This window comes from Macrococcus capreoli (genome assembly GCF_025628935.1).
GTDB classification, from domain to species: domain Bacteria; phylum Bacillota; class Bacilli; order Staphylococcales; family Staphylococcaceae; genus Macrococcoides; species Macrococcoides capreoli.
In genome coordinates this window covers 66,224-92,216 of sequence record NZ_JAOTIS010000012.1, presented here as the reverse complement: position 1 = coordinate 92,216, position 25,993 = coordinate 66,224, and the positions used below count along the sequence as shown (strand labels likewise).

Here is a 25,993-nt window from a genome sequence, read left to right as displayed (position 1 = left end):
AATAACCTGCTGATTTTCAGCAGGTTATTTTTGTGTAGCTCTTGATATAAGCAATATGAAATAGCATAGTAAGCCAAATAACAACGTAATAAATAATGCATGTAATAATGCAATATATAAATTTAACATTGAGAATATCGATAATGCTCCGGTCGTTACTTGTAAACAAATTAATGCGAATGCAATCAAATAACCGTATTTGATCACGCGATATTGACTGTAGTTCTTAACTGCATGGTAAACAACGTAACTCAACCAGATAAACAATATGAAGGCTAACGTTCTATGACTCATTTGTACCCATTCATAGAAGTTTTCCGGTAATCCAACTTCCCCTTGTTTACAGAGTGGCCAGCTTAAACAGGCAAGACTTGCTTTTTCATGTCTTACAAGTGCACCACTATAAATAACGATATATATAAAACTTGTTAGTGCAATTGTCTGTCTTCTCAAATGGGGGTAAATAACTAATTGCGTTGCATCGAACTTTTGATCAACTTCAAAGATTAGTAGTGTGAGTAAAAACACTGAACTGAAACTAATTAATGAAATACCGAAGTGAAGTGCAAGTACAAATCCATTTTGCTGCCAAATCACTGCTGCAGCACCAATTAACGCTTGTGCAAAGATAAATCCAATACTCATACCACATAAGAACTTCGTTTCACGCTTATGTCCAATATATTTAATACTCAATATAACGAGCCATGTGACTGATAGTAATGCCATACCTGAAACACCACGATGTGCGAGTTCAATCAATGTTTCTTTCGGAATGTGTGTCGGTACAAATTGCCCGTGACAGAGTGGCCAGCTTTTACCACAACCATCTGCAGATCCAGTCTTCGTTACGAGTGCACCACCAATTTGAACAAACAACATCAGAAGTGTCGTAAACAAAGAAAGCCATTTTAAATTCTTTTCCTTTAACAAATACCTTCACCTCAAATTAGTCATTATCTACGTAAAGTGTAAATGTAATCTTTATTACATAATGACTTCAGTATATACTTAAGATATAGTATAACAATCTAACCAGGATGTAAATGTGTCACATTCGTGAATTATTTGCATCGTCACGAAAAAGAAAAATGTCACAATTTAATTTCGAAAATGTATAGAAAATGTGACAGTTTTCATATATTATTGTTATTATATGCGTTAGTATTGTTTAAGGAGGGTGAAAATGCAAAATGAACACGTATTAAATCGCGTCAAATCAGTGGATTCGTCGCGCCTGACATTTAAAGATGTCAAAGCAGTGGTTAAGCTAGGTCTCGTACAAGGTAATTTGATACCCACTTTTGCAGGTGCATTCGTTGCAATTATGATGACTCAGCGTTCATTTTTAAGTAGCATGCCTGAACTTTTAACGATGCTGATTGGCTCTACACTTATTATGGCAGGAAGTTGTGCATTAAATAACTTTTATGACCAGGATATCGACCGTATTATGCCGAGTAAGCAAGAACGACCGAGCGTTACGGGCAAGATTGCAACGCATTCGATATTTCGATTAAGTTTTATCTTAATGCTCATTGGAGAATTATTATTATTCTCAATTAATATCGAAACAGGTCTGATTGGGTTTTTAGGTATCTTTGGCTATGTGGTGCTTTATTCTATTTGGTCTAAACGTCATTTAGTGTCAAATACTATAATAGGAAGTTTCCCGGGAGCGATTCCACCTCTCGTTGGTTGGGCAGCCATTGATCCTGGACTTTCTAAGATTGCATGGATGTTATTCATTATTATGTTTATATGGCAACCCGCACATTTCTATGCGTTAGCGATTAAACGTAAAGATGAATATGCTATGGCAAATATTCCGATGCTGCCATCTGTTAAAGGTTTTGCACGCACGAGACTTGGAATGTTATTCTGGGTAGCATTGCTATTGCCAACACCGTTTTTAATGGGTGAGCTAGGAACAATCTTTATAGTACTTGCAACAATATTAAATCTTGGTTGGCTGTTACTTGCTTTATCAGGATTTAAATCAAATGTGAAAGAGAATAAATGGGCAATGTCAATGTTTATCTATTCTTTGAACTATTTGATGATATTTTTTGTTATGATAGTAGTAGTTACATTAATTCAAATGATTTGATTATGAATGGTGAAAGAGGGGTTAGAATTTAATGAAGAACAATTTGAAGCATGTGAAGTTGATGGGCTTAATTTCATTATTAATAATGACATTAGCTGGATGTGGTAAACCATATCTTTCAGCTTTACGTCCAGCAGGGGAAGTTGCAAAGGAACAATTCAACTTAATGATGTTAGCAGTTTACATCATGCTATTTGTTATTGCAGTTGTTGTAGTCATTTTCGTTTTAGCAGTTGTAAAATTCAGACGTGGTAAAGTTGGAGAGAACTTTGTACCGAAAGATGTTCACGGTAACCATAAATTAGAGATTATCTGGACAGCAATTCCAATCTTATTATTATTAATTTTAGCAATTCCTACAGTTATGCTGACGTTTAAATTAGCAGATACGAAAGCGATGGATAAAGTAGATGCTAAAGGTAACAATAAAGAAATCATCGTTGATGTAACTGCAAATCTTTACTGGTGGGAATTTAATTATCCAAACCAAAAGATTGTAACGAGTCAAGAGTTAGTTGTACCAACTGATACGAAAGTATACTTTAAATTACATTCAGCTGACGTTAAACACTCATTCTGGATTCCAGCAGTGGGTGGGAAAATGGATACGAACGTTGAAAATATCAACAAATTCTATTTAGTATTTGATGGCAATAAAGCAAAAGATGCTAAGAATATGTTCTATGGTAAATGTGCTGAGTTATGTGGACCATCTCACGCGTACATGGACTTTAAAGTAAAAACAATGTCTAAGGACGACTTCAACACATGGGTGAAATCAATGCAGGATATTAAAAAGCCTGTTGCTACAACAGATGCTAAAGAAGGCGAAAAAGTCTTCAAACAATCTTGTCAAGGATGTCACGCTGTTACACCAACAGGTAAAGGGGCGAAAGGTCCTAACTTAACAACGTTTGGTGATCGCAACCGTGTTGCAGGTATTTTAGAACATAACGAAGAAAACGTTAAAAAGTGGATTAAAGATCCTGAATCAGTAAAACCGGGTAACAAAATGACGGGTCAATATAAAGTAAGTGATTCAGATATCGATGCTTTAGCGAAATACTTAATGGAACGTAAAGTTGAAAAGTAATATTAAAGGGAGGTTACACAATTGGCTACACAAAAAAAACGTGGTTTAATTATGGAATATTTAACGACTGTTGACCATAAAAAAATTGCAATTTTATACTTAATCATGGGTGGATTATTCTTCGCCATGGGTGGTATAGAAGCAATGTTTATTCGTATTCAGCTTGCTGTTCCAGAAAACGATTTTGTTTCAGCAGGTTTGTTCAACCAAATTATTACGATGCATGGTACAACAATGATTTTCTTAGCGGCAATGCCGTTATTATTCGCATTTATGAACGCAGCGGTACCATTACAAATTGGTGCACGTGACGTAGCATTCCCATTCTTAAATGCATTAGGTTTCTGGTTATTCTTCTTCGGTGGAATTTTCTTAAACTTATCATGGATATTAGGTGGCGCACCTGATGCAGGCTGGACATCTTATGCTTCATTATCATTAGCGTCTCCAGGTCACGGGATTGACTTTTATGCATTAGGTTTACAAATTTCTGGTGCTGGTACTTTAATTGCAGGGATTAACTTTATCGTTACGATTATGAACATGCGTGCACCGGGTATGACTTACATGCGTATGCCGTTATTCACATGGACAACATTCGTTGCGAGTGTATTAATCGTATTTGCATTCCCACCATTAACAATTGGTTTATTCTTAATGATTTTTGATAGAATGTTCGGAACAGGATTCTTCGTTGTATCTCAAGGTGGTAACACAATTATTTGGGAACACCTATTCTGGATCTTCGGGCATCCTGAAGTATATATTTTAGTATTACCGGCATTCGGTATTTTCTCAGAGATTTTCTCTACATTCTCTAGAAAGCGTTTATTCGGATACTCAGCAATGGTATTTGCAACAGTATTAATCGGTTTCTTAGGATTCATGGTTTGGGCTCACCATATGTTTACAGTAGGTATGGGTCCAACAGCAAACGCAATCTTTGCTGTTGCAACAATGGCAATTGCAGTACCAACAGGGGTTAAGATCTTTAACTGGTTGCTTACAATCTGGGGTGGTAGTATTGAATTTACAACGCCTATGCTTTATGCATTAGCCTTCATTCCTTCATTCGTAATGGGTGGGGTTACAGGTGTTATGCAAGCATCTGCACCAGCTGACTATCAATATCATGATTCATACTTTATCGTAGCGCATTTCCACTACGTTATCGTTGGTGGGGTAGTATTCGCATTATTAGCAGGATTCCATTTCTACTTCCCATTAATGTTCGGTAAAATGCTAAGCGATAAATTAGGTAAAGTTGCCTGGGTATTATTCGTATTAGGTTTCCATTTAACATTCTTAGTGCAACATATTTTAGGATTAACGGGTATGCCAAGACGTGTATTCACTTACTTACCAGGTCAAGGTTATGATACGTACAACATGATTTCTACTGTCGGTGCGTTAACAATGGCGTTAGCGGTAATCATTACTTTAATAAACGTTGTGATGACATTAGCAAAAGCACCACGCGTTGGTCGCGACGCATGGGGCGATGGCCGTACTTTAGAATGGTCATTACCGCAACCAGTACCGTTCTACAACTTTGCTCAAACACCACTTGTACGTGGTTTAGATGCATTTGATTTAGAGAAGAAACAAGGTAATGGTCAAATCTTACCTGCTGAATCATTAGGTGATATTCATATGCCTAACAATTCAATCATTCCTTTCGTTCAATCATTAGGTTTATTCGTTGCAGCATTTGGTGCATTATACTTAGCTGATGGTCAAAAATGGGCTTTAGCTGCAGTGAAAGATTTACCAGCTCAACCATGGGCACCATTCGTATTAGTATTAGGTTTAGCGATTACTGCGGGCGGTATGATTGTTCGTTCACTTAAAGATGATTTAGGTTACCATATTACTAAAGAAGAGTTAATTGAGTACGAAAGAGGTGTTAAATAATGGCACATCACGAAGAGAAAATGACCGTTGAAAGATGGCCAAGTCATCCTGAAACAGCTTCGATGGAAGGTAAAAATAAGTTATTAGGATTCTGGGTATTCCTTGGTGGAGAAACTGCATTATTCGCATCTTTATTCGCAACTTATTTAGCACTAAAAGATCATGTACCAAGTGAAGATCACTTATTAGCGAAAGATTTATTCCATTTACCACTTGCTTTCGTAATGACGATGTTATTATTAACGTCTTCATTAACAAGTGTGTATGCGTTATACCACATGAAAAACTTTGATTTCGGTAAAATGATTACATGGTTTATCGTAACTGTTGTTTTAGGTTTAGGATTTTTAGGACTTGAAATTTATGAGTTTACTGAGTATGTACATCAAGGTCATACATTCAGATCAAGCGCATTTGGTTCTGCGTTCTACTTCTTAGTTGGAACGCACGGATTCCACGTAGTCATTGGTTTAACTTGGATTATTCTTTTAATCGTGCGTAACATGAAACGTGGATTAAGTGTTTACAACGCTGCGAAGTTTAATACCGCTGCATTATACTGGCATTTCATTGATGTTGTTTGGGTATTCATCTTCACAGTAGTTTACTTGTTAGGGGTGTTAGGATAATGTCAAATGAAACTAACAACAACTTAAAGTTTAATCGTGAGCGTTATAACTTCGAGAAAAGAACACGTACTGAAGAAATGAGAATGCAAGTAACGACATTTGCTGTAATGATCTTCTTAACATTAATCGCATTTGCTATGGTAGCAGCGGGATTAAGTAAAGATTTCGTTATTCCGGCAGTTATCTTAATGGCATTAATTCAAGTTATTCTTCAATTCTACTACTTTATGCATATGAAACATCCTGGTCATGGAGCAGCTAAAATTATGATGTTATCTGGATTATTTATCGCAGGAACATTCATCGTTATGGCATTATACATTACATGGTTAGGTGAACCGTTGTTTAAAAAGTAATTAATATGAGCTGAGGCACATTGTGTGTCTCAGTTTTTTATTTGTGAAATAAGATTGGCATTTTTATGTTGTTAGTTGTCAATAAATTGATAAATTTTATACACTTATATGCCATAAATTAAGTTATAATAATGAGAGTATATTTTATGGAGTGATAATATGGGTAGTATTCGTTCTATCTCAATCTTTGGATTTCTGGCAAACTGGTCACCATTTTTCCTCGTTGCTATTATATTTTCGACGATTGTGTATTTTTTAATTACAGTGAGATGGTACCAAGATATACCGGGCAGTCGACCGCTCAAAAAATCTGAAGGTATTTTATTTATCTTTTTAATGGTATTACTTTATATTATGAAAGGATCACCGATTGATTTATTGAGCCACATCATTTTTAGTTTTCACATGCTGCAAATGGCTGTGATGTTTTTATTAATGATACCTTTACTTTACTTTGCAATACCGAATTATTTAATTGATTATGTTATTAATCAACCTATTATTAAACCGGCGTTTGCATTTATGACACGTCCTATTATTGCACTTGTGACGTTTAATGCATTTTTCTCTTTATATCACTTACCAATCGTACTTGATTTCTTAAAGCAGAATGCGACACCACATTCACTGTATACGATATTATTAACGATTACAGCATTCACGATGTGGTATCCAATCTTTAATCAGAAAGAGAAAGTAAAAGATGAGAAACAATTATCAGGCCTTATGAAGCTTGGTTACATCTTTGCCATTGGTGTATTACTGACACCATCTTGTGGTTTAATCATCTTTGCACAACATCCGATGTATAAGACGTATACAGATCCGAAAGCATGGATGAGTGCAATGAGTTTATGTGTTCCGACGGGGACGCTCAATGATGTATTAGCGAATTCAGGTATTAGTGGACCACAATACTTTACGAATATGACACCGAAAGATGATCAGCAAACAGGTGGCGTTATTATGAAAGTATTGCAGGAAGTATTTTTTGGCTTTATGTTTTATTATATTTTTGTCAACTGGTCACGTTCAGAACGATTAAATCCTGAAGAAATTACACGATTAAGTTTAGAAGAAAAAAGAAAACAGGATGCTTACTTTAAAGAATTTGAATAGGGGGACACTATGAATTTACCAATTTTACCGACAATCAGTACATCTTTTATAGTCATTAGTGCGATATTAGTAGCCATTGGATGGTATTTAATCGCGAAAGGGAATATCGAGGCACATAAAAAAGTGATGATGGCTGCAGGTGTTGCTGCGACGATTTTCTTTGTCATTTATGCTTCAAGAACAATTTTTATCGGGAATACTTCATTTGGTGGTCCGGATAATATTAAAATTTATTATACGATCTTTTTAATTTTCCATATTACATTAGCGACGATTGGTGGCGCTATGGGGATTGTTAATTTATACACAGGTATGAAAGATAAGTTAAACATTCATCGTAAGTTAGGACCGATTACGTCGATTATCTGGTTCTTTACTGCAATTACAGGTGTAGCTGTTTATTTATTATTATATGTATTTTATCATGGTGGCGAAACAACATCTGTGATTAAGGCAATATTAGGATTTTAATAATGTGTTTGGGGATTCCGAAATGGGGGAATCCCCAATTTTAATATATTTTTGAGTTCTGAAATTGGTGACACCCCAATTTCGATTTGACAACTTAATACGAAAGCAATAAAAAGAGCATCCAATCCTCAAAAAATGAGGCAGGATGCTTTTATACTTTGAAATTTGTTTTGATTGCACCGGATTCAAAAATTGTTAAGATTAATATCAGTATGATAGGGCCAACGAAAAAGCCAATAAAGCCCATCAGTTTTAATCCGATATACATTGCGATAAGTGACGGTAACGGACTAAGTCCAACACCGTTTCCAACAATTTTTGGTTCCAATACTTTACGTTGGACAAGTAAAAATGTAGATAACACAACGAGTTTAATCGCCAGGCCAACGTCTCCAGTAGCATATGCGTATAGTGCCCAAGGAATCGTCACACCTGTTGCACCAATAATCGGTAATAAATCAATGATACAAATAATAAACGATAATACGAGTGCATTGCGTGGCGTAATGAAGAGCAACCCGATAAATGTAAAGAACCATGTAATACCTGAAAGAATGAACGCTGCACGTAACATTCCAAATATGGATGAAGTTACGCGATTCCATACGAAACTGACTTTTTGATATGTCTTATCATACGTATGTGTTTTTATAAAATGATGCATTCTCGGTATTTCTAGCATAAATAAAAATAACGCCACTAAAAATACTAAACTGGAAATGAAAGTTTCCGGTAAACTTGCCACTAACGATGTAATGCGCTCTACATTAAAATAATTAAGTACTGAACTACGCATAGATAATAAATATTTCTGTATTTCATCAAATAACGACGATGCAACACTATCTGGAATCATTTTAGAAATCTTTAATTCTATTTTGTCCCATACTTCCATTAAATTATTCATTTTATCTGGTAAATCTTTAGAGAACTGTATAATGTGTTCAATCAGTTTCGTTAAAAAGAAGTAAGTGAATAAGATGATGGATATAAGAATCGAAGCGTAAATGATCGTAACACTCCATTTGCGTGTGCCGACTTTACTTTCTAAATATTTCACTGCAGGTTCAATCATTAAAGCAATAATCAGTGCTGCGATAAGTGGAATTGAAATTGGAATAATGAAATATAATAAAAGCGCTGCTAAAATGATCATTGATGTGATGATTAATATGCGTTTATTAAGCCATTTTTTTACCATAGTTTCACCTCTTGACTGGTAAGAAAAGAGCGTGACACAAATAATTTGTTCACGCTTCAAAGTTATTTAAATTATGCTTGAATTGCTTTAATTTCGTTATAAATGCTTGTAATTGTACGTTTACAATGTTCAACAAGTGCATCACTGAATACTTCATCTTCACCGTATTCAACACCAGTTGGATAGTAATGTTTACCTAAGTAAGGATCCATCATTTGTAAAGTTGCATTACGTGCGCCAACGTCACCTTCTACTGCGTAACCTGGAATACGTAAGTAATAAATACCCTCAGATAATTCGTATTTTAAATCATATGTAACACGTTCGTAATCCCAATGTCCCCCTAATACTAAACCATGTTTATTCATAACATGCTGGATTAAAGATTGTTCAGCTACGATTGTTTCAATACCTGAATTTGTGAATACCATTATAGTTCCTCCCTAAATCATTCTACTTTCAATTTTAAGATAAAAACGCTATTCATGCAATCGAATATTCATTTCAATTCAAATAATGTTAAAATAGTAATAAGAAACAGAAAAAGAAGGTGTGCTGTTGAAAAGTATTTTCATTAAATTGTTATTAATATTTTTAATGGGTGTGTTTTTATTTTACTTATTTTATTCACCATCAATGCAATTTGATGTGCTGGAAAATCCTGCGAAAGAAAGAGTTGCACAGGATAAAAATATTAAACAATCCAATCAAAATAACATCAAACGACCGAAATTAAATAAAGGACTAGGTGTCTATATCGGCAAAGATATTGATACATTTACGAAGCGTTTCGGATATCCGAAGCGTATATATGATTCAAACTTTAACTATAAAAACTTTATCTACGAATTTAACGAGCAGTACTATATTGTTGGCGTTAAAGATAAGACAATCGTCATGCTTTATGCGACAGGGAAAGATGCCAATACGTATCCATTTAAAGTTGGCGAGAGCGCAGATGATATCTTTAATGGGAATGCGATCGTCAGTGAGCCAATCATTAAAACGAAGCAAGGGGAGTTTCAATTCCAGTTAACAGAAGTGGATATAAAGACGCAAACATTAATTCAATACGATAATGTCTTTGTGCAAGTGTACATCGATAGAATTTCAAATAAAGTGATGGCGTTGCGTTATATTAATCCTGAGAGTTTAGTCGTGATGCAACCGTATGCGATGAGTCGTAAAGGTAAGACGATAGAGAAGACTGCTAATGAAGCTACGCATACGAAAGATGAAGTAGCGATTAATAGTAATAAAGTATTAACGATGTTTGAAGTTACGAATTATATGCGTAAGATTAACGGGAGAGAGCCGTTAGAAACGAATGAGTTGATTAATCATGTTGCACAATTTCAGGTGGCGACGTTAAATAAAGATAAGAAAGAGAAAGTGAAACAAGTACAAGACGAAATTGGTAACGAATTGAATAAGATGGATATTGAATATTTACATTTATCGCAAAATATCGCGTATAATTTTGATGATGTACCGAGTTTAATCAATAGCTGGTTGAATTCAGATAAGCATCGTGAGAACATGTTGAATCGTGATATTAATGAAATGGGTGGCGGTATATCGGGATCGTATTATTCATTAATATTTATTGAACATGATAATAAAGAATAGCAGTTGAGGACGTGTCAGTATGATTTTTGATTCAGACGTATTAAATGTATTAGAAGAAGCAGAAACTTTAAATCAAATGATTATGAATAGTGAAGCTTATCAACAATATAAAAATGCATATATTGCACTTGCACAAAATGAAGAAGTGCAAAAGTTAAAACATGACGTTATAAAAATAAAAGAACGTTATGAAGAAGTCAATCGATTTGGTAGATATCACCCGGATTATCAATCTGTGATACTGGAAACAAGACGGAAGAAAAAAGCATATGATATGCATCCTGAAGTGGCGCAAGTTAAATTACTTGAGACAACGTTACAAAGTTTACTGGATGAAGTGATTGTCATTATAACTGAAAGTGTATCACCATCGATAAAAGTTGAAAAAGGGAATCCATTTTTTGAGACGCATACATGTAGTAGTGGGTGTGGATGCAGCTAGGAGGTATTCATGGGTATTGATGAGCAGAAGTTAATTACGAAATGGGAGAAAAAAATTAAATTTTTGAATCGACCGGATGAACGATTATATAAAGCGAAAAATAGTGATTTAATTTTTGTGCCAATATTTGAGAAATATTTAGCACAGTACTTGTCATTGAAATACCATCAAAAAGTATTATGCATCGGTTGTCATTCGGGGAGATGGGTCAGTACACTGGATAAAGTAACGAATATAAAAGGGTTTATATTAGACCAGTCTATTCGAAATTTACAGTCAGCGATGCATATTTATCCGCATTATAGTTATGAAATTGCATCGACTGAAAAACTGCCATATAAAGATAAAAAGTTTCATTATATTTTAATCAATCAAGCGTTTGATACGTTTTATGATAAAGATAAACTAGTAGTAGAATTGAAGCGAATTCTCAAGAAAAAAGGGCGCATACTTTTTTATTATAAAGTGAATTTATTTATTAATCGGAAACAACAGCTGGAACAGTTGTTTGAACCGGTTGACTTAGAAATCGACCATATAACGCATTTTCGTGGAATTGAGATTTATGAAGTGAAACATAAAGGATTGTAGCATGTAAGCTAAAATAATCCCCTCACACACTTAAGATTGTGGCGAGGGGATTATTGGTGCTGATATAAACTTAAAGCACAAGCGGTAGTAAATAGAAGATACAATCTTTTACTCAGCATATTAACTGTAGCTTACCCCTTGTTCGATAGCCTCATAAACGGCATCTCACAAGCAACTGCTAGACAAACTTCACCAATCTCTTCGAAATCAAAGACCGATTTCTAGAGATTGATTCCAGTTTGCTCGCAGCTTACACCTTGTTCGATAGCCTCTCGTGGACTAAGCGCATTGCGATATCTGGTCTGTCTGTCACGATAGTGTGTGCGCCACGTTTCAGTAGATCGTCCATTTCATCAATACTATTGACTACCCAGTAGCCTACTGCAATATTTAGCTTTTGTAAGTACGCAATAAACGACTCGCTATTTAACGGTATGCCATTAAATTGAACGGGAATTTGAAATGTATCTGCTTGTGGCTGATACGTATGTTTAAAACCAGAATGGAAAGCTGCAAACGCACGTGCAACTTCTTTTTGTCCGGCACCAATCGTTATTTTGTCATGCGCGAATTGATTGAAACGCATAATTTGTTCATCATCGAAACTTGTCACACAAACGCGATCACATGAATTTTTCTCGACGATTAATTGATAAAGTAGTGCGGGTGCTAACTTCCCTTTAACCGTATTCGAAAGGTCTTTAATATCGATATTAATTAACATATCCGGGAATGCTTCGAATAACTCACTTAATGTGACGATTTTAGCGTCTTGTCGACCTCTAAATGGATAATTTCCATTTAAATCTTTAAAGTGATAACCAAAGTCTAATGCACGTAATTCTTCAAGCGTATGTTCACTCACCAGTCCAGATCCATTAGAAACACGATCAACGAGCGCGTCGTGAAAGACGACGATTGCATTATCTTTCGTTAAGCGAATATCAATTTCAAAGCCATCGACTTGTAATTCGGCAGCCTGTTGAAATGCAGCCATCGTATGTTCCGGTGCAAGTCCTAAACCTCCACGATGTGCAAATATGTATGGTGCCCGTTGACTGAAGAAAGGTTTAATCTTGCGTGGTGCTTGATGACTGAACATTTTAGTCGCTGCTACTGAAATTGAATATGTAAGTCCGGCAACTGCTGCTGATTTTAATAACGTATATTTTTTCAAAGGTTTAACCTCCACTATAAATTTGTTATTTTAATTTTATCAAAAGTAGTGATACTATTAAAGAAAGCTGAATGAGAGGAAAGAACGATATGACTTTAGTTCAAAGAGAACAATTAATAATTTACTTAAAAAGCCATAAACATGAGCGCCAAATTAGAAAATACGGACACATCGTCCATAGTAATCGTAAAGAAAAGTGGGTGTCGATGTATGTCAACCAGGATAACGTTGAATCGACACTCGCTCAGCTTGAAAAACTAAAATTTGTAACGAACGTGCTCATATCACCTTATAAACAACTTAAAACAGATTATAGTTCGAATACAAAACAAATTAATGCATCGGTTTAATTACGCGTTGCAGTCGCAATACACCGATTAAATATTGATGGTAAAGTGCATCTTCATAAAAGTAATGTTTTGCTTTTACATCAAATTCTTTAATGTTTATATTGTATTGCTCAGCCCATGATTTGACTAAATCAAAGCGTTTATTGCGCGTTGGATATGGATAGTTCATGCCTTCGAATATACTATACATCGCCTGGAAATTACCGTCTTCTGTCGGATTCATAATGAGGACAACCGATGTTTTCGGTGTCGCTTCAAGCGTCGTATGTAAGAATAATAGACAATCAGTACGGGTGTGATTGTATTTCATTAATTGTTCAAGTTCGAATAAATCACTATAGCCATCACCAAGTGAAATAAATGATTGTTTCATAAAATGCGTCTCCTTTTTATCGTTTTTATCATTATACTATAGATTGTTCATACAAAGCATGATTGTTCAAAGTATGATAGCACATAAAAAGAGCGTGGTTCAAAGCAAAAAAATATGTTTAAAGGAGTATCACATGCGTGTAATTGCAGGGAAGTATAAACGATTTCCATTAACAGCACCGAAAGGCGTTACATCAAGGCCGACGACAGATAAAATTAAAGAGACAATGTTTAATATATTAGGACCGATGGAAGGTATTGGGCTTGATTTATTTGCCGGGAGTGGCGGACTTGGTGTTGAAGCACTCAGTCGTGGATTGTCAAAAGTTATCTTTGTTGATGGTAGCTTTGATGCGATTCAAATGATTAAGAAAAATACGTCATTTGTCGAAGAAGACGTTGAAATATATAAAAATGATTATAAAAGAGCATTGAAAGCATTGAATAAACGCGATGTTCAATTCGATATGATCTTTTTAGATCCACCGTACCAAAAAAATATCGTCAATGAAGCATTACCGTTAATTCAATCATTTGATTTACTTGCAAAAGGTGGGCAAATCCTTATAGAATGTGAAAAGAACGAACAAATTGATACGTTAGACTTTGAAGTCGTAAAAAATGAAACGTATGGCATTACAAAACTAATCATATTAAGAGGTAAACATGAATAAAACAATCGCAGTCGTACCCGGAAGTTTTGATCCTATCACTAAAGGACATTTAGATATTATTCAAAGAAGTAGTGGTTTATTCGATGAAGTCCATGTATCCGTGTTAAATAATTCAAAGAAAACAGGTTTTTTTTCAATTGAAGAACGGTTAGCATTAATTGAAGAAGCGGTAAAACATTTACCGAATGTTAAAGTAGATTATTTTTCTGGATTGCTTGTCGATTTTTGTGAAAAGATAGGGGCACAACAAATTGTACGTGGATTACGTGCCGTGTCAGACTTTGAATATGAAATGCAATTGACGAGTATGAATAAGAAGTTGAATGATGATATTGAAACGTTATATATGATGACCAATAATCAATATTCTTTTATTTCGTCGAGCATGGTAAAAGAGGTTGCGAAATACGGTGGGGATGTGTCGAGCATTGTACCGAAGAATGTTGAGATCGCATTGAAAGAGAAGTATCAGCAGTTAGCGGAAGAAGAAAAGTAAATCGTGAAAAGCCACATCGGATATGGATGTGGTTTTTTATGTGATGAGGATATTGATACGCGGCTATAAATAGAAAATACAGCCGCGTACTATACTACATGCGAATTACAAATAAAATGTCACTTTCTATATAACACAGGCGTATTAAAATCGGTCATGTTACTGCCACTTATAAGATTATAGATTTCAGTTGCCTTGATTTCTAAACTGAAATGCTCACGTGTTTCTCGGTTTATATTAGTGATTATATTAACATTATCAATTGATTTAATCAGTGTTCTACCTTTATCATTCATGCCCAGCACACGTATTGCTGAGATAGCCTTTAATGCATTCACATCATCTTCTTTTATATTCAACAATATGTAAACAAGTAATCGCTGAATGCGACTTTTCGTATAACGTTTTGATACCATTGTTTCAATCAAGTCATCAAACGTGTCAACTTGACCAATCACTTTCTTTAGTCTTTTTTCCAATCCTTCATACATCGTATAAATTTCAGAAAGTTCTTCAGTGCTCATCGATATAATACGATACTTCAGTAGCAGGAAAAAATCTTCCCATTTAACCGGATTTATAACCAGTTCACTTCGTGGCATCGTCGTTGAAATATCCGTCTTTTTAAAGTAATTTTTACGGATAGCAGTCGCGCTTGATATTTCTCCGGTTAACGTCTCATCTAAGTAGTCATTACCTAAGCGCTTAATTGGCATTAATTTAATCGATGGGTATATTGCCTGACTTGCTTTTAAATATGCATTGCCTAATATATCGTTTGATTTAAGCCTTTGATCCATTAGTTTAGGATAGGCCGCCCCTGTACGAATCTCTTTTGTTGTCGGTTGTGCGATTTCAGTGTATTGTAATTCACCACTTTCGCTACCGAATGATAAACCATCGAGACGTAGCAACTTTGCAATGTGAAGGCCTCCAAGCGCAAAATCATCTGCATAACTTACCGCATAGATTTGAGGGAGTTCTACAACTAAATCGACATAATCCAGTGCCATTTCTGTACGGATATATTTATTCACAAATGCAGGTTCACCACGTTGTACAAATTGCCCACTCATAATAGCGACAATGGTTGCATCAGGATGTAATTTTTTTGCTTGTGCAATATGATATTGATGGCCATTATGAAATGGATTATATTCACAAATTATTCCGATTGTCTGCATTGTAATTCCCCTTACATCAGTTTATAATGTTGATTGTAACAGAAAATGATGTTAAGAAAAAATCTTGACAAAGTGTTATAAAAAGAGGTAAAATAAATTTTGTGTTTGTAAGAGGTGAAACCATATGAAATGGTCATTAGCTGAATTAAGAAAACACCGTGATAATGGTTATCCATTTGAATCAGAAATCAACTTAAATCATTTGATCTCTAGCTTACAGTTAGTTGATATATCACCCATTGTGGTGAAAGGGAAATTAACGCCTAAGTCAAACGAAGTAGTCGCTGATCTTCATGTTACTGGACAATTCGTGATGACTTGTGCACGAACGCTTGAAGATGTTGAAGTACCATTTGACATTCATTCAGTTGAATATTTTGATGATAACGATTATGTTGAATATGATGAGAATAGACACGCCATTCAGAATGGTGTTATTGACTTAACGCCAGTTATTCAAGAGTTAGTTGTAATTAACAAACCTGTACGTGTGGTAAAAGAGGATGTTGATTTAGAACTAACGAAGGGTAAAGGGTGGGAAGTCATTGATGAAAGTCAAATAGAAGTACAGCCTAAGGTTGATCCAAGGCTTGCTAAACTTCAAGCTTTAAAAGACAGTATGTCTGAAAACTAGATCGATAGGAGGCAAAATACAATGGCAGTTCCATTTAGAAGAACATCTAAAACAGCGAAAAGAAAACGTCGTACGCATTTCAAATTATCAGTACCTGGTATGGTTGAATGCCCATCATGTGGCGAAATGAAATTATCTCACCGCGTATGCCCATCTTGTGGTTCATACAACGGTAAAGAAGTCGTTTCAAAATAATACCTATGAGTGCATCGCATGAGCGATGCACTTTTTTTAATTAACAAGCCGTAAAATTGTATTTGCGAAAAATAATCTTTATACTGAATAATGATAAAATGCGAGGTGTAAACAAAGTGGAGATATTAAAGCAGTTAGCAGATAAAGATAGTGCGTTTATCGCACGCTATACACATCAGGATAAAGTATTGTCACAATACCAATATGATGTAACAAAAGATGAAAGTTATAAAGTAAGATTGCAAACACCAGCCAATGGTCTGGAACATCAGTTAGGTGAAGTAATTAAAGGTTACATGTCTAAATTCGAATTATCGAATGCGCAGTTAACAAACATTGAACGCTTACAAGCCGGGCATAAAGTTGTCATTGGTGGTCAACAGGCTGGTTTATTTGTAAGCCCGTTATATACGATACATAAAATTATATCAATTATTGTATTGGCACAAGCGCAATCGAAAAAACTAAATACAGCAATCATTCCGGTCTTTTGGATCGCTGGTGAAGATCATGACTTTGATGAAGTGAATCATGTGCATGTTTACGATAAAGATGGAAATGTTCAAAAGATTAAATATCATCCGTCAGAGGATGTAACGGATAGTGTTTCAAAGCTTTCATTTGAGCAAGACGCACTTGCATATACAATAAAACGTTTCATTTCAAGTCTAACTGAAACGCCATTGACGAAAGCAGTGCACGCTTTGTTGCAAGATTTGCCATTCAATTGGACAGATCATTTTCAGTATATTATTCATACATTATTTAAATCGTACGGCTTACTGCTCATAGATAGCCAGAATGATGCGTTAAGAGCATTGGAAAAAGACATCCTCGTCTGGATGTTTGATCATCACCAGGCCATCGACGAAGCGTTCCGCACAGGCCAACAGCAAATGCAGTTATTAATTGACGAACAACAAATTACAACGGATACGAACGTCCATCTATTTATGATGTACGAAGGTAAGCGTCAATTGTTGAAATATATTGATGGACAATATGTCCTGCCGAAATCTGACGTTACTTTTACGAAAGCTGAAATCCGTTCAAAGATTCAGGCGGCACCTCATCTATTCAGTAATAACGTCGTCACACGACCATTAATGGAAGAGATGGTGTTTAATACACTTGCCTTTATTGGTGGCCCATCTGAAATCAAATACTGGGGCGAACTGAAGCAAGTATTTGACTATGCTAACGTTGAAATGCCACCTGTTGTACCACGTATGCGTATCACATACACAACAGAAAAAGTATTAAAAGACATGAGTCGCTTTAACATTACATTTGAAGCGTTGTTTGATCAAAGTATTAAACCGTTCTTAAATGCATTTTTAAGCTCTAAAGCGAATCCGGTATTATTAAGTCAAATGGCTTCTACAATGAAGCAGCTTGAAAAAGATTATGAAGGGATGCAATTGTTAAATGTATCGGCGGACACGAAACAATTATTACATGACAATTTACGTTATCATCAACGACAGTTTGAATATTTTAAAAAGCGTTATCATCAAGATATTCAACGTCGACATGATATTGACTTTAAAACATTGAATGCAATCGGAAATATATTAAATCCAGGTGGTGGATTGCAGGAACGTATAATGCACCCACTACAATTGATGAACAATCATCACATGGCAATCTTTGCTCAAGTGATTGATGTGTTACCAACGTATTCGTTTGATCATATCATTTTAAAACCATAATGCACCACTTATTTTCTACAATTGAATTGATTTTGGGATTTCCCCCCACCTTGCCAAAAAGGCATAGTGGGGGGATTTTTTTATGTCAAAAATAAAAATAAAAAAAGTTTTGTATAATTAGTGGAGGAAAGTGGTGTGATGTGGTAAATTTATATTAAGGCTAGGTGATGTATATGTTCATGGGTGAATTTCAACATCAATTGGATACAAAAGGTCGCATGATTGTACCTGCAAAGTTCCGAGATGAATTAACTGAACATTTCGTAATCACGCGTGGCCTTGATAAATGCTTGTTCGGGTATCCTTTAGATGAATGGAAAAGAATAGAAGAAAAACTCAAATCTTTACCAATTACTAAACGCGATGCCAGAAAATTTATGCGATTATTCTTCTCTGGTGCAGTGGAAGTAGAAATTGATAAACAAGGTCGCATTAATATTCCTAAAAATTTAATGGAATATGCCGGTCTTATGAAAGAATGTACAGTTATTGGGGTTTCTACACGCATAGAAATATGGGATCGAAATAACTGGAATAATTTCTACGATGAAACTGAAGAACACTACGAAGAAATTGCTGAAGAGTTAATTGATTTTGATTTATAGGAGGGTATTATGTTCCATCACGTTACAGTATTATTGAAAGAAACAGTCGATCAACTAAATATTAATCCTGAAGGTGTATATGTTGATTGTACGTTAGGTGGAGCAGGTCATAGTCTTTATTTAGTCGAACAATTAACGACAGGTCGATTGATTTCAATTGATCAGGACCAGACAGCGATAGATAACGCACACATCATTTTGAAAGATCATTTAGACAAAGTCACTTTCGTCAAAGATAACTTTAGAAACTTAAATGCCATATTATCAATGCTAAATGTTGATAAAGTTGATGGAGTTTTGTATGATTTAGGTGTTTCAAGTCCACAACTAGATGTTGGAGAACGTGGATTTAGTTATCACCAGGATGCAAGATTAGATATGCGTATGGATCAGACACAATCATTATCAGCATATGAAGTGGTGAATGAATGGCCATACGAGAAATTAGTCTCAATCTTCTTTCGATATGGTGAAGAGAAATTTTCGAAACAAATTGCCAGAAAGATTGAAAGTAGTCGTGAACAATCACCGATTGAAACAACGACTGCATTAGTTGAAATTATTAAAAATGCAATTTCGGCACCCGCCAGACGTACAGGAGGACATCCTGCAAAGCGTGTATTCCAGGCGATTAGAATTGCGGTTAATGACGAATTAGGTGCCTTTGAAGAATCTATCGAACAAGCGATTCAAGCTGTGAAAGTAGGCGGCAGAATTTCTGTCATCACGTTCCACTCTCTTGAAGATAGATTGTGTAAACAAGTATTTCAGGAATACGAAAAAGGACCGGATATTCCGAGAGGATTACCAGTTATTCCGGATGAATACAAACCGAAATTAAAACGTGTCAATAAAAAACCGATTGTATCAACACAAGAAGAATTAGATGACAATAATAGAGCGCGCAGCGCAAAACTTAGAGTTGTTGAAATATTAAAATAAGAGGTGACAACATGGCAGTCGAGTATATGAATCACAATTATTATGATCAAGTTAATACACAACAACAAGTAGCAACGAAAACAGTAATAAAAACCCATGTTGTTTCGTTATCTAAATTAGAGAAATTAGTCTATTTATCTTTAGTGACTTTGATTGCTTTCGTGAGTATTTATATGCTATCTTTAAAATATGATGCGTATCAAACGAATAGTAACATTGCTGATATTGAACAGAACATTGTTCACCAAAAATCAGTAAATGGTGAATTAAATTCTGAAGTGATGAAACAATCTTCTTACGAGCGTGTCTATAGTAAAGCGAAGTCATTTGGACTAAGCTTGAATAATGATAACGTAAAGGTAGTGCAAAAAAATGTCACGAACTAAGTTGAAAATAAGAAAAAATAAAATAGGAGCGGTCCTTTTAGTATTGTTATTCGGACTGCTCTTTTTTTCATTGATTTTAAAATATACTTTCATTATGGTTACAGGTCATTCTAGTGGACAAGATTTGACGATGCGTGCGAGTGAAAAATATGTACGAAATATAGTGAATCAGCCGGTACGTGGCAAAATTCTCGATCGTAATGGTGAAGTGTTAGCAGAAGACATTGAATCGTACAAATTAGTGGCTGTTCTTGATGAACGTATGAGCCAAAAAGGTCAGACACCGCGTCATGTTGTTGATAAAAAGAAAACGGCAAAAGCATTAAGTGAAATTATCGATATGCCTTACAAATCAATATTAAAAACATTAAATACGAAGAAAGCATTCCAGGTTGAGTTTGGTAAAGCAGGTAAAGATTTAACGTTTAATCAAAAAAAATCAATCGAGAAATTAAAATTACCTGGCTTAACATTCTTCGCAGAAAAGAAACGCTTTTATCCAAATGGTAACTTTGCATCACACTTAATCGGGTACGCAGAGAAAAATCCAGATACGAATCAAATTCAGGGGATGCTCGGTGTCGAAAAGATATTCGATACATATTTATCCGGTAAAGCAGGCAAAACAAGCTTCAAGCAGGATATATGGCAATATGTATTGCCGAAATCAGGTGACGTCATCCCTGCAGTGAATGGTGATAATGTCAAACTGACGATTGATAAAAATATTCAAATCTTTGTAGAAGATTCATTAGATGCAATGGTAAAACGATATGAACCGAAAGATTTATTTGCAGTCGTAGCAGATGCAAAAACAGGTGAAATATTAGGGTATAGCCAACGTCCGACGTTCAACCCTCAAACGCGTGAGAATTTCGGTGAGAAATGGGCAAACAACCTATATCAAAATACATATGAACCAGGATCAACGTTTAAAACGTATGGACTTGCCGCAGCGATTGAAGAAGGCAAATATCATGCCAATGAGAAATATAAATCAGGTGAACGAAAAATAGGTGATAGTGTCATTTCCGACTGGAACGATGTCGGTTGGGGTATGATTTCCATGAATAAAGGATTCCAGCTGTCTTCAAACGTGTTAATGATGAAATTGCAGGATGACGTTGGTGAAGATAAGATGAAAGCCTATTATGAAAAGTTTGGTTTCGGTAAATCAACGCACTCATTATTCGATTCTGAAGTGACAGGTAATATTTCCTGGGGTGACGAATTAAGTAAAAAAGTATCGGCATTCGGTCAATCTACGACGGTTAGCCCAGCGCAAATGATTCAGGCAGAAACAGCGATTATTAATGACGGTACGATGCTTAAACCGTATTTTGTACAAGATATCGTAAGCCCGGATAAGAGTGTCGTTTATAAAGGTGAACGAAAAGTTGTCGGACATCCGATATCGAAATCGACAGCGCATAAAACGATGGATGCACTATATGACGTCGTATATGGTTCAGAAATGCATGCGTATAGTTACCGTATCGATGATTATAAAATCGCAGGTAAGACAGGTACTGCGCAAGTGCCTGATACTAAAAATGGCGGTTATGTAAAGGGTTATCAACCTTACATGGTAAGCTTTATGGGGTATGCACCAGCGAAAAATCCGAGAGTAATTATTTACTATGGTATGTCACTTGCACAGAAGAATGCAGGAGAAGCATATAACTTAGGTGTGTCGAACGGTTATAAACCACTGATGGAAAACACATTAAAGTATTTAGATGTTGGTACATCGAAAGATAAAAATAAAAAATTATCACATGAAGTAAAAGATATGACAGGGTTAACTGTTGAAAAAGCGAAACAAAAAATAGAAGATGCAGGATTTAAACCGATTGTATTAGGTGGTGGCGAAAAAGTGATTGCGCAATTACCTTTAAAACAAGAATTGTTATCTGGAGACAGAGTATTCTTATTAACAGATGGCAAATTGACAATGCCGGATATGACATCATGGTCAAAACGTGATTTATTAATGTTTGAACAGCTGACACAAATTAAAGTTCAGTTTGATGGTAGTGGTTATGTCGTTAAACAATCGATTGATCCAAATAGCCAAGTGAGTAAAGGTGATAAAGTAGTCGTTTCTATGGATTCATTAGATCCGCTGAAACAATCACCAGCGTATGATAATATCATTGATGCAAACAAGAAAGATGAAGAAAATCAACTAAAGCAACAACTAGAAGATGAATTGAAGCGTCAGTCTAACGACAAACAGTCGTCTGGTGACAGTAAAACAACAGAACAACCGACAACAGAGGCGAACACGACAGCGTCGAATACATCAGAAGAGAGTACAACTGAAACAAAATCATCAGAATCAAATTAATTGAGAAGAAAGGAATCAGTGCATAACTGATAAGTGAATCACATGAATGCAATATTATTTGGCGTGTTAGGATTTATATTAACAGCGATTTTAGTACCGTTATTTATTCCGTTATTAAAGCGTATGAAATTTGGGCAATCCATTCGGGAAGAAGGGCCAGAGAGCCATCAGCAAAAGAGTGGTACACCAACAATGGGTGGTTTAACATTTCTATTAAGTACGATTGTATTAAGTATTATCGCAACATTTTTTGTTGCAGATAAAGGTCCAATCTTGCTCTTAATATTAGTGACGTTAGGATTCGGTTTAATCGGATTCGTAGATGATTATATTATCGTTGTAAAGAAGAACAATCAAGGTTTAACATCGAAACAAAAGTTTCTCTTTCAAATCGTGATTGCAGTGTTATTCTACATTGTAAGTAACGGATTAGGTTTATTAACATTATCTAATACAATCAATTTACCATTCACAAATATCGGTATCCCATTATCAGTATTCTATGTTGTGTTTATCGTATTCTGGCAAGTTGGTTTTTCAAACGCAGTGAACTTAACAGACGGCTTGGATGGATTAGCAACAGGATTATCAATTATCGCGTTTAGCTGTTATTTCTTCCTGGCGCAACACGCCATGAGCACAGGTATGACGTACTATCTGGCTATATTAATTGGTAGTTTATGTGGCTTCTTAATCTATAACAAATATAAAGCGAAACTATTCATGGGAGACACAGGTTCACTTGCACTCGGTGGCGTTATCGCAACTGTTTCAATTATGTTGAATCAAGAATTAACACTAATCTTCATCGGGCTGGTATTTGTGCTGGAAACATTATCAGTTATGATGCAGGTAACTTCTTTCAAATTAACAGGTAAACGTATCTTTAGAATGAGTCCATTACATCACCACTTTGAATTAGGTGGCTGGAGCGAATGGAAAATCGTTATTGTCTTCTGGACAGTGGGTCTTATTTCAGGACTAATCGGTATTTATTTAGGAGTGAACTAAATGAGAGCTATCACAAAATATCAAGGTCAAAAAATATTAGTACTCGGTCTCGGTAAAAGTGGTTATGAAACAGCAAAATTATTGCATCAGTTAGGTGCAATAGTTACGGTCAATGATGGTAAAGACGTTAGCCAGACCGCTGAAGCACAAGAATTAGCACAATTGAATATACAAGTGATTAGCGGGCATCATCCATTGGATTTACTCGATGATGTTACGTTAATGGTTAAGAATCCTGGTATCCCATATTCAATTCCATTAATTCAGGCTGCCATCGAACGTCATATTCCAATCATTACTGAAGTAGAGTTAGCATATGAAATCAACGAAGGTCAAATGATCGGAATTACAGGAACAAACGGGAAGACAACAGTTACTTCGTTAATTGGCGATATGTTTAAACATAGTAATCAAACAGGTTTATTATGCGGTAATATCGGCTTTGTAGCATCGTTAATCGCCCAAAATGCTAAACCAGACGACACATTAATTACTGAATTATCAAGCTTTCAATTAATGGGGATCAAAACATTTAAACCCCATATTGCATTGATTACCAACATTTATTCAGCGCATTTAGATTATCATGGCACGCAGGATGAATATGTTCGTGCGAAATTAAACATTATTCGCAATCAAACTGCAGAAGATTATCTTATCTTTAATGCACAGCAAAAAGATTTACTTAACGGATTAACGATTCATAGTCAAGTCGTATACTTTAGTTCAGAAGAACGTGTTGACGGTGCTTACATTGCAGATGGGAAAGTATATTTTAAAGATGAATATATCATTGATGTGCGTGATATCGTCTTACCTGGCAAACATAATTTAGAGAACGTGTTATCAAGTGTTGCTGCAGCGAAATTAAGTAACATTCCAAATGAAAGTATCATTGCAACGTTAAAGTCATTTGAAGGGATTAAACACCGTCTGCAGTATGTTACGACAATCGGCGACGTTAAATATTATAACGACTCTAAGGCAACGAATACGTTAGCGACGACTTTTGCACTGGATGCATTTGAAACACCGATACACTGGTTATGTGGTGGATTAGATCGAGGTAATGGCTTTGACGATTTATCATCCCATATCAGCCGTGTTAAACACATGTATATATTCGGTCAAACGACAAAGAAACTTGTTGCGTTTGCTCAACTGTATCACATTGCATATACAGAATGCACAGATGTTAAAGATGCGGTCATAAAGACACAAGGACAAACTGAAGCAGGTGACACAGTATTGTTAAGCCCGGCATGTGCGAGTTGGGACCAATACCCGACATATGAAGTACGAGGAGAAGACTTCATTCAGCAAGTGAAGTTAATACAATAAATGATGGAACAAAAAATTGTCGAAACACCACAATTTGTTGCTGAAAAAAAGAAACGTCGCAAACGTAGACAACGTATTCAGCTCGGCATTTTCCTAGCTGTCGTTGCGCTCGTCACTCTAGTGTTGCTCTTTATGTTTACAAATATTAGTTACGTGAGTAAAGTGACGGTAAATGACACCGTACTAAATAGTAAAGATAAAATCTTAAAAAAAGCAAATGTAACAAAATCGGATAGAATTTATAGTATAGACCCAGGTGAAATAGCGAGTAACATTGAATATCTGGACGGTATAAAATCCGTTACAGTGAAACGTCATTTTCCGAATAAAGTCGATATTCATGTGGATGAATATCAATTAGTCGGCGTCGTGCCAGACGGGAGTGCATTTCATCCTGTACTTGAGAATGGTCAAATATTGCATCGCGTTGATTTTTCAACACCAGGAGATGCACCCATCATTAATAACTTCAGCAAGAAAGAACTCAATCAACTTGTTAAAGTGCTTTCTGAAACGAAAAATGCTATCGCCAATCAAATATCAGAAATTAATTTTGTGCCGAATGAACAGGCATCTGCACGTATTCAAATCTTTATGAAAGACGGCATTGAAGTCATCGGTGATTTACGCACAATTTCTGATAAGCTCAATTATTACCCAAGCATGGTGAAAAATATTAAGCGTGACCAAAACGGCAATATTATAAAGCCCGGAATGATTGATTTAGAGGTTGGTGCAGTATTTATTCCGTACGAATCTAAAAAGGCGGAAGCACGTCGACTCGAATTGGAATCAGAAATGAAAGCGAAAGATTCTAAAGAGAAAAAAGAAGTCGAACAGGCTGTTCAGGATTTACAAAAACAGTTAAAAGATGTGAAACAAACAAAAACGACAGAATAATCTGGACAACGCTTGTTGTAATTTACAAAAAAATTATTTTATTGTGAAAAAAAGCGTTTATAGTTTTCTGAATAAAGTCTATAATGTAATATTGATAGTGTATGTTAAA

At 35.5% G+C, this 25,993-nt stretch carries 29 protein-coding genes; 23 read left to right on the top strand and 6 right to left on the bottom strand.

Annotated features, from left to right (window positions below):
- Positions 1 to 24 precede the first annotated feature (24 nt).
- Positions 25 to 933: a COX15/CtaA family protein gene (locus tag OCL94_RS10000; protein ID WP_262996779.1), complete on the bottom strand. Its 909-nt coding sequence runs from the start codon at positions 931 to 933 to the stop codon at positions 25 to 27.
- 253 nt (positions 934 to 1,186) lie between these two features.
- Here OCL94_RS10000 and cyoE point away from each other — a divergent pair, with 253 nt between their 5' ends.
- From cyoE to OCL94_RS09965, 7 genes are all read left to right on the top strand, one after another.
- A complete protein-coding gene (cyoE, locus tag OCL94_RS09995; RefSeq protein ID WP_262996778.1) occupies positions 1,187 to 2,110 on the top strand; it encodes a heme o synthase in 924 nt (307 codons plus the stop codon).
- A 31-nt stretch (positions 2,111 to 2,141) separates the two neighbouring features.
- Complete coding sequence (gene coxB, locus OCL94_RS09990) at positions 2,142 to 3,203, top strand: cytochrome c oxidase subunit II (protein WP_262996777.1); 1,062 nt, start codon at positions 2,142 to 2,144, stop codon at positions 3,201 to 3,203.
- Positions 3,204 to 3,254: 51 nt separating this feature from the next.
- Positions 3,255 to 5,117, top strand: coding sequence for a cytochrome c oxidase subunit I (locus tag OCL94_RS09985; protein WP_262996782.1), 1,863 nt, complete (start codon positions 3,255 to 3,257; stop codon positions 5,115 to 5,117).
- A complete protein-coding gene (locus tag OCL94_RS09980; RefSeq protein ID WP_262996776.1) occupies positions 5,117 to 5,746 on the top strand; it encodes a cytochrome c oxidase subunit 3 in 630 nt (209 codons plus the stop codon). The genes OCL94_RS09985 and OCL94_RS09980 overlap by 1 nt, the downstream gene beginning before the upstream one ends.
- Complete coding sequence (locus OCL94_RS09975) at positions 5,746 to 6,102, top strand: cytochrome C oxidase subunit IV family protein (RefSeq protein ID WP_262996775.1); 357 nt, start codon at positions 5,746 to 5,748, stop codon at positions 6,100 to 6,102. Before OCL94_RS09980 ends, OCL94_RS09975 begins: the two co-directional genes overlap by 1 nt.
- A 159-nt stretch (positions 6,103 to 6,261) precedes the next feature.
- Entirely contained in the window at positions 6,262 to 7,221 is a 960-nt protein-coding gene (gene ctaG, locus OCL94_RS09970; protein WP_262996774.1) for a cytochrome c oxidase assembly factor CtaG, read from the top strand.
- Positions 7,222 to 7,230: 9 nt separating this feature from the next.
- Complete coding sequence (locus OCL94_RS09965; RefSeq protein ID WP_262996773.1) at positions 7,231 to 7,692, top strand: DUF420 domain-containing protein; 462 nt, start codon at positions 7,231 to 7,233, stop codon at positions 7,690 to 7,692.
- Positions 7,693 to 7,843: 151 nt separating this feature from the next.
- On the opposite strand, the gene ytvI is transcribed toward OCL94_RS09965, so the two are convergent.
- Entirely contained in the window at positions 7,844 to 8,893 is a 1,050-nt protein-coding gene (gene ytvI / locus OCL94_RS09960; RefSeq protein WP_262996772.1) for a sporulation integral membrane protein YtvI, read from the bottom strand.
- Positions 8,894 to 8,964: 71 nt separating this feature from the next.
- Positions 8,965 to 9,324 carry a YugN-like family protein gene (locus tag OCL94_RS09955; RefSeq protein ID WP_262996771.1) on the bottom strand — a complete coding sequence of 120 codons (360 nt, stop codon included), beginning with the start codon at positions 9,322 to 9,324 and terminating at the stop codon, positions 8,965 to 8,967.
- Between the two features lie 127 nt (positions 9,325 to 9,451).
- Here OCL94_RS09955 and OCL94_RS09950 point away from each other — a divergent pair, with 127 nt between their 5' ends.
- From OCL94_RS09950 to OCL94_RS09940, 3 genes are read left to right on the top strand one after another with little or no spacing between them, the layout of a single operon-like run.
- Positions 9,452 to 10,522: a CAP-associated domain-containing protein gene (locus OCL94_RS09950; RefSeq protein WP_262996770.1), complete on the top strand. Its 1,071-nt coding sequence runs from the start codon at positions 9,452 to 9,454 to the stop codon at positions 10,520 to 10,522.
- A 19-nt stretch (positions 10,523 to 10,541) separates the two neighbouring features.
- Complete coding sequence (locus tag OCL94_RS09945; RefSeq protein ID WP_262996769.1) at positions 10,542 to 10,964, top strand: YlbF/YmcA family competence regulator; 423 nt, start codon at positions 10,542 to 10,544, stop codon at positions 10,962 to 10,964.
- A 9-nt stretch (positions 10,965 to 10,973) separates the two neighbouring features.
- A complete protein-coding gene (locus OCL94_RS09940) occupies positions 10,974 to 11,555 on the top strand; it encodes a class I SAM-dependent methyltransferase (protein ID WP_262996768.1) in 582 nt (193 codons plus the stop codon).
- 250 nt (positions 11,556 to 11,805) lie between these two features.
- Here OCL94_RS09940 and OCL94_RS09935 read toward each other — a convergent pair whose 3' ends face one another.
- Positions 11,806 to 12,732, bottom strand: a complete 927-nt coding sequence (locus OCL94_RS09935; RefSeq protein WP_262996767.1) for a glycerophosphodiester phosphodiesterase — start codon at positions 12,730 to 12,732, stop codon at positions 11,806 to 11,808.
- Between the two features lie 89 nt (positions 12,733 to 12,821).
- Here OCL94_RS09935 and OCL94_RS09930 point away from each other — a divergent pair, with 89 nt between their 5' ends.
- The gene (locus OCL94_RS09930) at positions 12,822 to 13,082 is read left to right on the top strand and encodes a YlbG family protein (RefSeq protein WP_262996766.1); all 261 of its coding nucleotides are present in this window, start codon (positions 12,822 to 12,824) and stop codon (positions 13,080 to 13,082) included.
- Here OCL94_RS09930 and OCL94_RS09925 read toward each other — a convergent pair.
- Positions 13,066 to 13,455, bottom strand: a complete 390-nt coding sequence (locus OCL94_RS09925) for a DUF7147 family protein (RefSeq protein ID WP_262996765.1) — start codon at positions 13,453 to 13,455, stop codon at positions 13,066 to 13,068. The genes OCL94_RS09930 and OCL94_RS09925 overlap by 17 nt on opposite strands.
- 73 nt (positions 13,456 to 13,528) lie before the next feature.
- Here OCL94_RS09925 and rsmD point away from each other — a divergent pair, with 73 nt between their 5' ends.
- The gene (gene rsmD, locus OCL94_RS09920; RefSeq protein ID WP_262996764.1) at positions 13,529 to 14,128 is read left to right on the top strand and encodes a 16S rRNA (guanine(966)-N(2))-methyltransferase RsmD; all 600 of its coding nucleotides are present in this window, start codon (positions 13,529 to 13,531) and stop codon (positions 14,126 to 14,128) included.
- Positions 14,121 to 14,624, top strand: a complete 504-nt coding sequence (coaD, locus tag OCL94_RS09915) for a pantetheine-phosphate adenylyltransferase (RefSeq protein WP_262996763.1) — start codon at positions 14,121 to 14,123, stop codon at positions 14,622 to 14,624. The genes rsmD and coaD overlap by 8 nt, the downstream gene beginning before the upstream one ends.
- Positions 14,625 to 14,743: 119 nt before the next feature.
- Here coaD and OCL94_RS09910 read toward each other — a convergent pair whose 3' ends face one another.
- A complete protein-coding gene (locus OCL94_RS09910; protein ID WP_262996762.1) occupies positions 14,744 to 15,808 on the bottom strand; it encodes a tRNA(Met) cytidine acetate ligase in 1,065 nt (354 codons plus the stop codon).
- A 124-nt stretch (positions 15,809 to 15,932) separates the two neighbouring features.
- Between OCL94_RS09910 and OCL94_RS09905 the strand changes: the two genes are divergently transcribed.
- The 10 genes from OCL94_RS09905 to OCL94_RS09860 all read left to right on the top strand — a co-directional run bounded on the left by OCL94_RS09905 (position 15,933) and on the right by OCL94_RS09860 (position 25,884).
- The gene (locus tag OCL94_RS09905) at positions 15,933 to 16,442 is read left to right on the top strand and encodes a YceD family protein (protein ID WP_262996761.1); all 510 of its coding nucleotides are present in this window, start codon (positions 15,933 to 15,935) and stop codon (positions 16,440 to 16,442) included.
- 21 nt (positions 16,443 to 16,463) lie between these two features.
- Positions 16,464 to 16,637 carry a 50S ribosomal protein L32 gene (gene rpmF / locus OCL94_RS09900; protein WP_041635879.1) on the top strand — a complete coding sequence of 58 codons (174 nt, stop codon included), beginning with the start codon at positions 16,464 to 16,466 and terminating at the stop codon, positions 16,635 to 16,637.
- 116 nt (positions 16,638 to 16,753) lie between these two features.
- Positions 16,754 to 18,349 (top strand): bacillithiol biosynthesis cysteine-adding enzyme BshC, encoded by a 1,596-nt coding sequence (bshC, locus tag OCL94_RS09895; RefSeq protein WP_262996760.1) that lies wholly within the window; start codon positions 16,754 to 16,756, stop codon positions 18,347 to 18,349.
- Positions 18,350 to 18,522: 173 nt separating this feature from the next.
- Positions 18,523 to 18,954, top strand: coding sequence for a division/cell wall cluster transcriptional repressor MraZ (gene mraZ / locus OCL94_RS09890; RefSeq protein WP_262996759.1), 432 nt, complete (start codon positions 18,523 to 18,525; stop codon positions 18,952 to 18,954).
- A gap of 9 nt (positions 18,955 to 18,963) precedes the next feature.
- Positions 18,964 to 19,896 carry a 16S rRNA (cytosine(1402)-N(4))-methyltransferase RsmH gene (rsmH, locus tag OCL94_RS09885; protein ID WP_262996758.1) on the top strand — a complete coding sequence of 311 codons (933 nt, stop codon included), beginning with the start codon at positions 18,964 to 18,966 and terminating at the stop codon, positions 19,894 to 19,896.
- 11 nt (positions 19,897 to 19,907) lie between these two features.
- Entirely contained in the window at positions 19,908 to 20,282 is a 375-nt protein-coding gene (gene ftsL / locus OCL94_RS09880) for a cell division protein FtsL (protein ID WP_262996757.1), read from the top strand.
- On the top strand, positions 20,269 to 22,632 hold the full coding sequence (locus OCL94_RS09875; protein WP_262996756.1) for a penicillin-binding protein: 2,364 nt from the start codon (positions 20,269 to 20,271) through the stop codon (positions 22,630 to 22,632). The genes ftsL and OCL94_RS09875 overlap by 14 nt, the downstream gene beginning before the upstream one ends.
- Positions 22,633 to 22,674: 42 nt before the next feature.
- The gene (mraY, locus tag OCL94_RS09870; protein WP_262996755.1) at positions 22,675 to 23,643 is read left to right on the top strand and encodes a phospho-N-acetylmuramoyl-pentapeptide-transferase; all 969 of its coding nucleotides are present in this window, start codon (positions 22,675 to 22,677) and stop codon (positions 23,641 to 23,643) included.
- Entirely contained in the window at positions 23,644 to 24,984 is a 1,341-nt protein-coding gene (murD, locus tag OCL94_RS09865; protein WP_262996754.1) for a UDP-N-acetylmuramoyl-L-alanine--D-glutamate ligase, read from the top strand.
- Positions 24,985 to 25,884 carry a cell division protein FtsQ/DivIB gene (locus OCL94_RS09860; protein WP_262996753.1) on the top strand — a complete coding sequence of 300 codons (900 nt, stop codon included), beginning with the start codon at positions 24,985 to 24,987 and terminating at the stop codon, positions 25,882 to 25,884.
- Positions 25,885 to 25,993 lie beyond the last annotated feature (109 nt).

Bases quoted from the DNA above. Each gene is read 5' to 3' on its own strand.
- murD (WP_262996754.1), top strand. From the start codon at position 23,644: ATGAGAGCTATCACAAAATATCAAGGTCAAAAAATATTAGTACTCGGT.
- OCL94_RS09905 (WP_262996761.1), top strand. From the start codon at position 15,933: ATGAAATGGTCATTAGCTGAATTAAGAAAACACCGTGATAATGGTTAT.
- rpmF (WP_041635879.1), top strand. From the start codon at position 16,464: ATGGCAGTTCCATTTAGAAGAACATCTAAAACAGCGAAAAGAAAACGT.
- OCL94_RS09985 (WP_262996782.1), top strand. From the start codon at position 3,255: ATGGAATATTTAACGACTGTTGACCATAAAAAAATTGCAATTTTATAC.
- OCL94_RS09975 (WP_262996775.1), top strand. From the start codon at position 5,746: ATGTCAAATGAAACTAACAACAACTTAAAGTTTAATCGTGAGCGTTAT.
- coxB (WP_262996777.1), top strand. From the start codon at position 2,142: ATGAAGAACAATTTGAAGCATGTGAAGTTGATGGGCTTAATTTCATTA.
- ftsL (WP_262996757.1), top strand. From the start codon at position 19,908: ATGGCAGTCGAGTATATGAATCACAATTATTATGATCAAGTTAATACA.
- rsmH (WP_262996758.1), top strand. From the start codon at position 18,964: ATGTTCCATCACGTTACAGTATTATTGAAAGAAACAGTCGATCAACTA.
- mraZ (WP_262996759.1), top strand. From the start codon at position 18,523: ATGTTCATGGGTGAATTTCAACATCAATTGGATACAAAAGGTCGCATG.
- rsmD (WP_262996764.1), top strand. From the start codon at position 13,529: ATGATAGCACATAAAAAGAGCGTGGTTCAAAGCAAAAAAATATGTTTA.
- OCL94_RS09930 (WP_262996766.1), top strand. From the start codon at position 12,822: ATGACTTTAGTTCAAAGAGAACAATTAATAATTTACTTAAAAAGCCAT.
- OCL94_RS09925 (WP_262996765.1), bottom strand. From the start codon at position 13,455: ATGAAACAATCATTTATTTCACTTGGTGATGGCTATAGTGATTTATTC.
- OCL94_RS09955 (WP_262996771.1), bottom strand. From the start codon at position 9,324: ATGGTATTCACAAATTCAGGTATTGAAACAATCGTAGCTGAACAATCT.
- mraY (WP_262996755.1), top strand. From the start codon at position 22,675: ATGAATGCAATATTATTTGGCGTGTTAGGATTTATATTAACAGCGATT.
- OCL94_RS09860 (WP_262996753.1), top strand. From the start codon at position 24,985: ATGATGGAACAAAAAATTGTCGAAACACCACAATTTGTTGCTGAAAAA.
- OCL94_RS09965 (WP_262996773.1), top strand. From the start codon at position 7,231: ATGAATTTACCAATTTTACCGACAATCAGTACATCTTTTATAGTCATT.
- OCL94_RS09940 (WP_262996768.1), top strand. From the start codon at position 10,974: ATGGGTATTGATGAGCAGAAGTTAATTACGAAATGGGAGAAAAAAATT.
- OCL94_RS09945 (WP_262996769.1), top strand. From the start codon at position 10,542: ATGATTTTTGATTCAGACGTATTAAATGTATTAGAAGAAGCAGAAACT.
- ytvI (WP_262996772.1), bottom strand. From the start codon at position 8,893: ATGGTAAAAAAATGGCTTAATAAACGCATATTAATCATCACATCAATG.
- ctaG (WP_262996774.1), top strand. From the start codon at position 6,262: ATGGGTAGTATTCGTTCTATCTCAATCTTTGGATTTCTGGCAAACTGG.
- OCL94_RS09875 (WP_262996756.1), top strand. From the start codon at position 20,269: ATGTCACGAACTAAGTTGAAAATAAGAAAAAATAAAATAGGAGCGGTC.
- coaD (WP_262996763.1), top strand. From the start codon at position 14,121: ATGAATAAAACAATCGCAGTCGTACCCGGAAGTTTTGATCCTATCACT.
- OCL94_RS09910 (WP_262996762.1), bottom strand. From the start codon at position 15,808: ATGCAGACAATCGGAATAATTTGTGAATATAATCCATTTCATAATGGC.
- cyoE (WP_262996778.1), top strand. From the start codon at position 1,187: ATGCAAAATGAACACGTATTAAATCGCGTCAAATCAGTGGATTCGTCG.
- OCL94_RS09980 (WP_262996776.1), top strand. From the start codon at position 5,117: ATGGCACATCACGAAGAGAAAATGACCGTTGAAAGATGGCCAAGTCAT.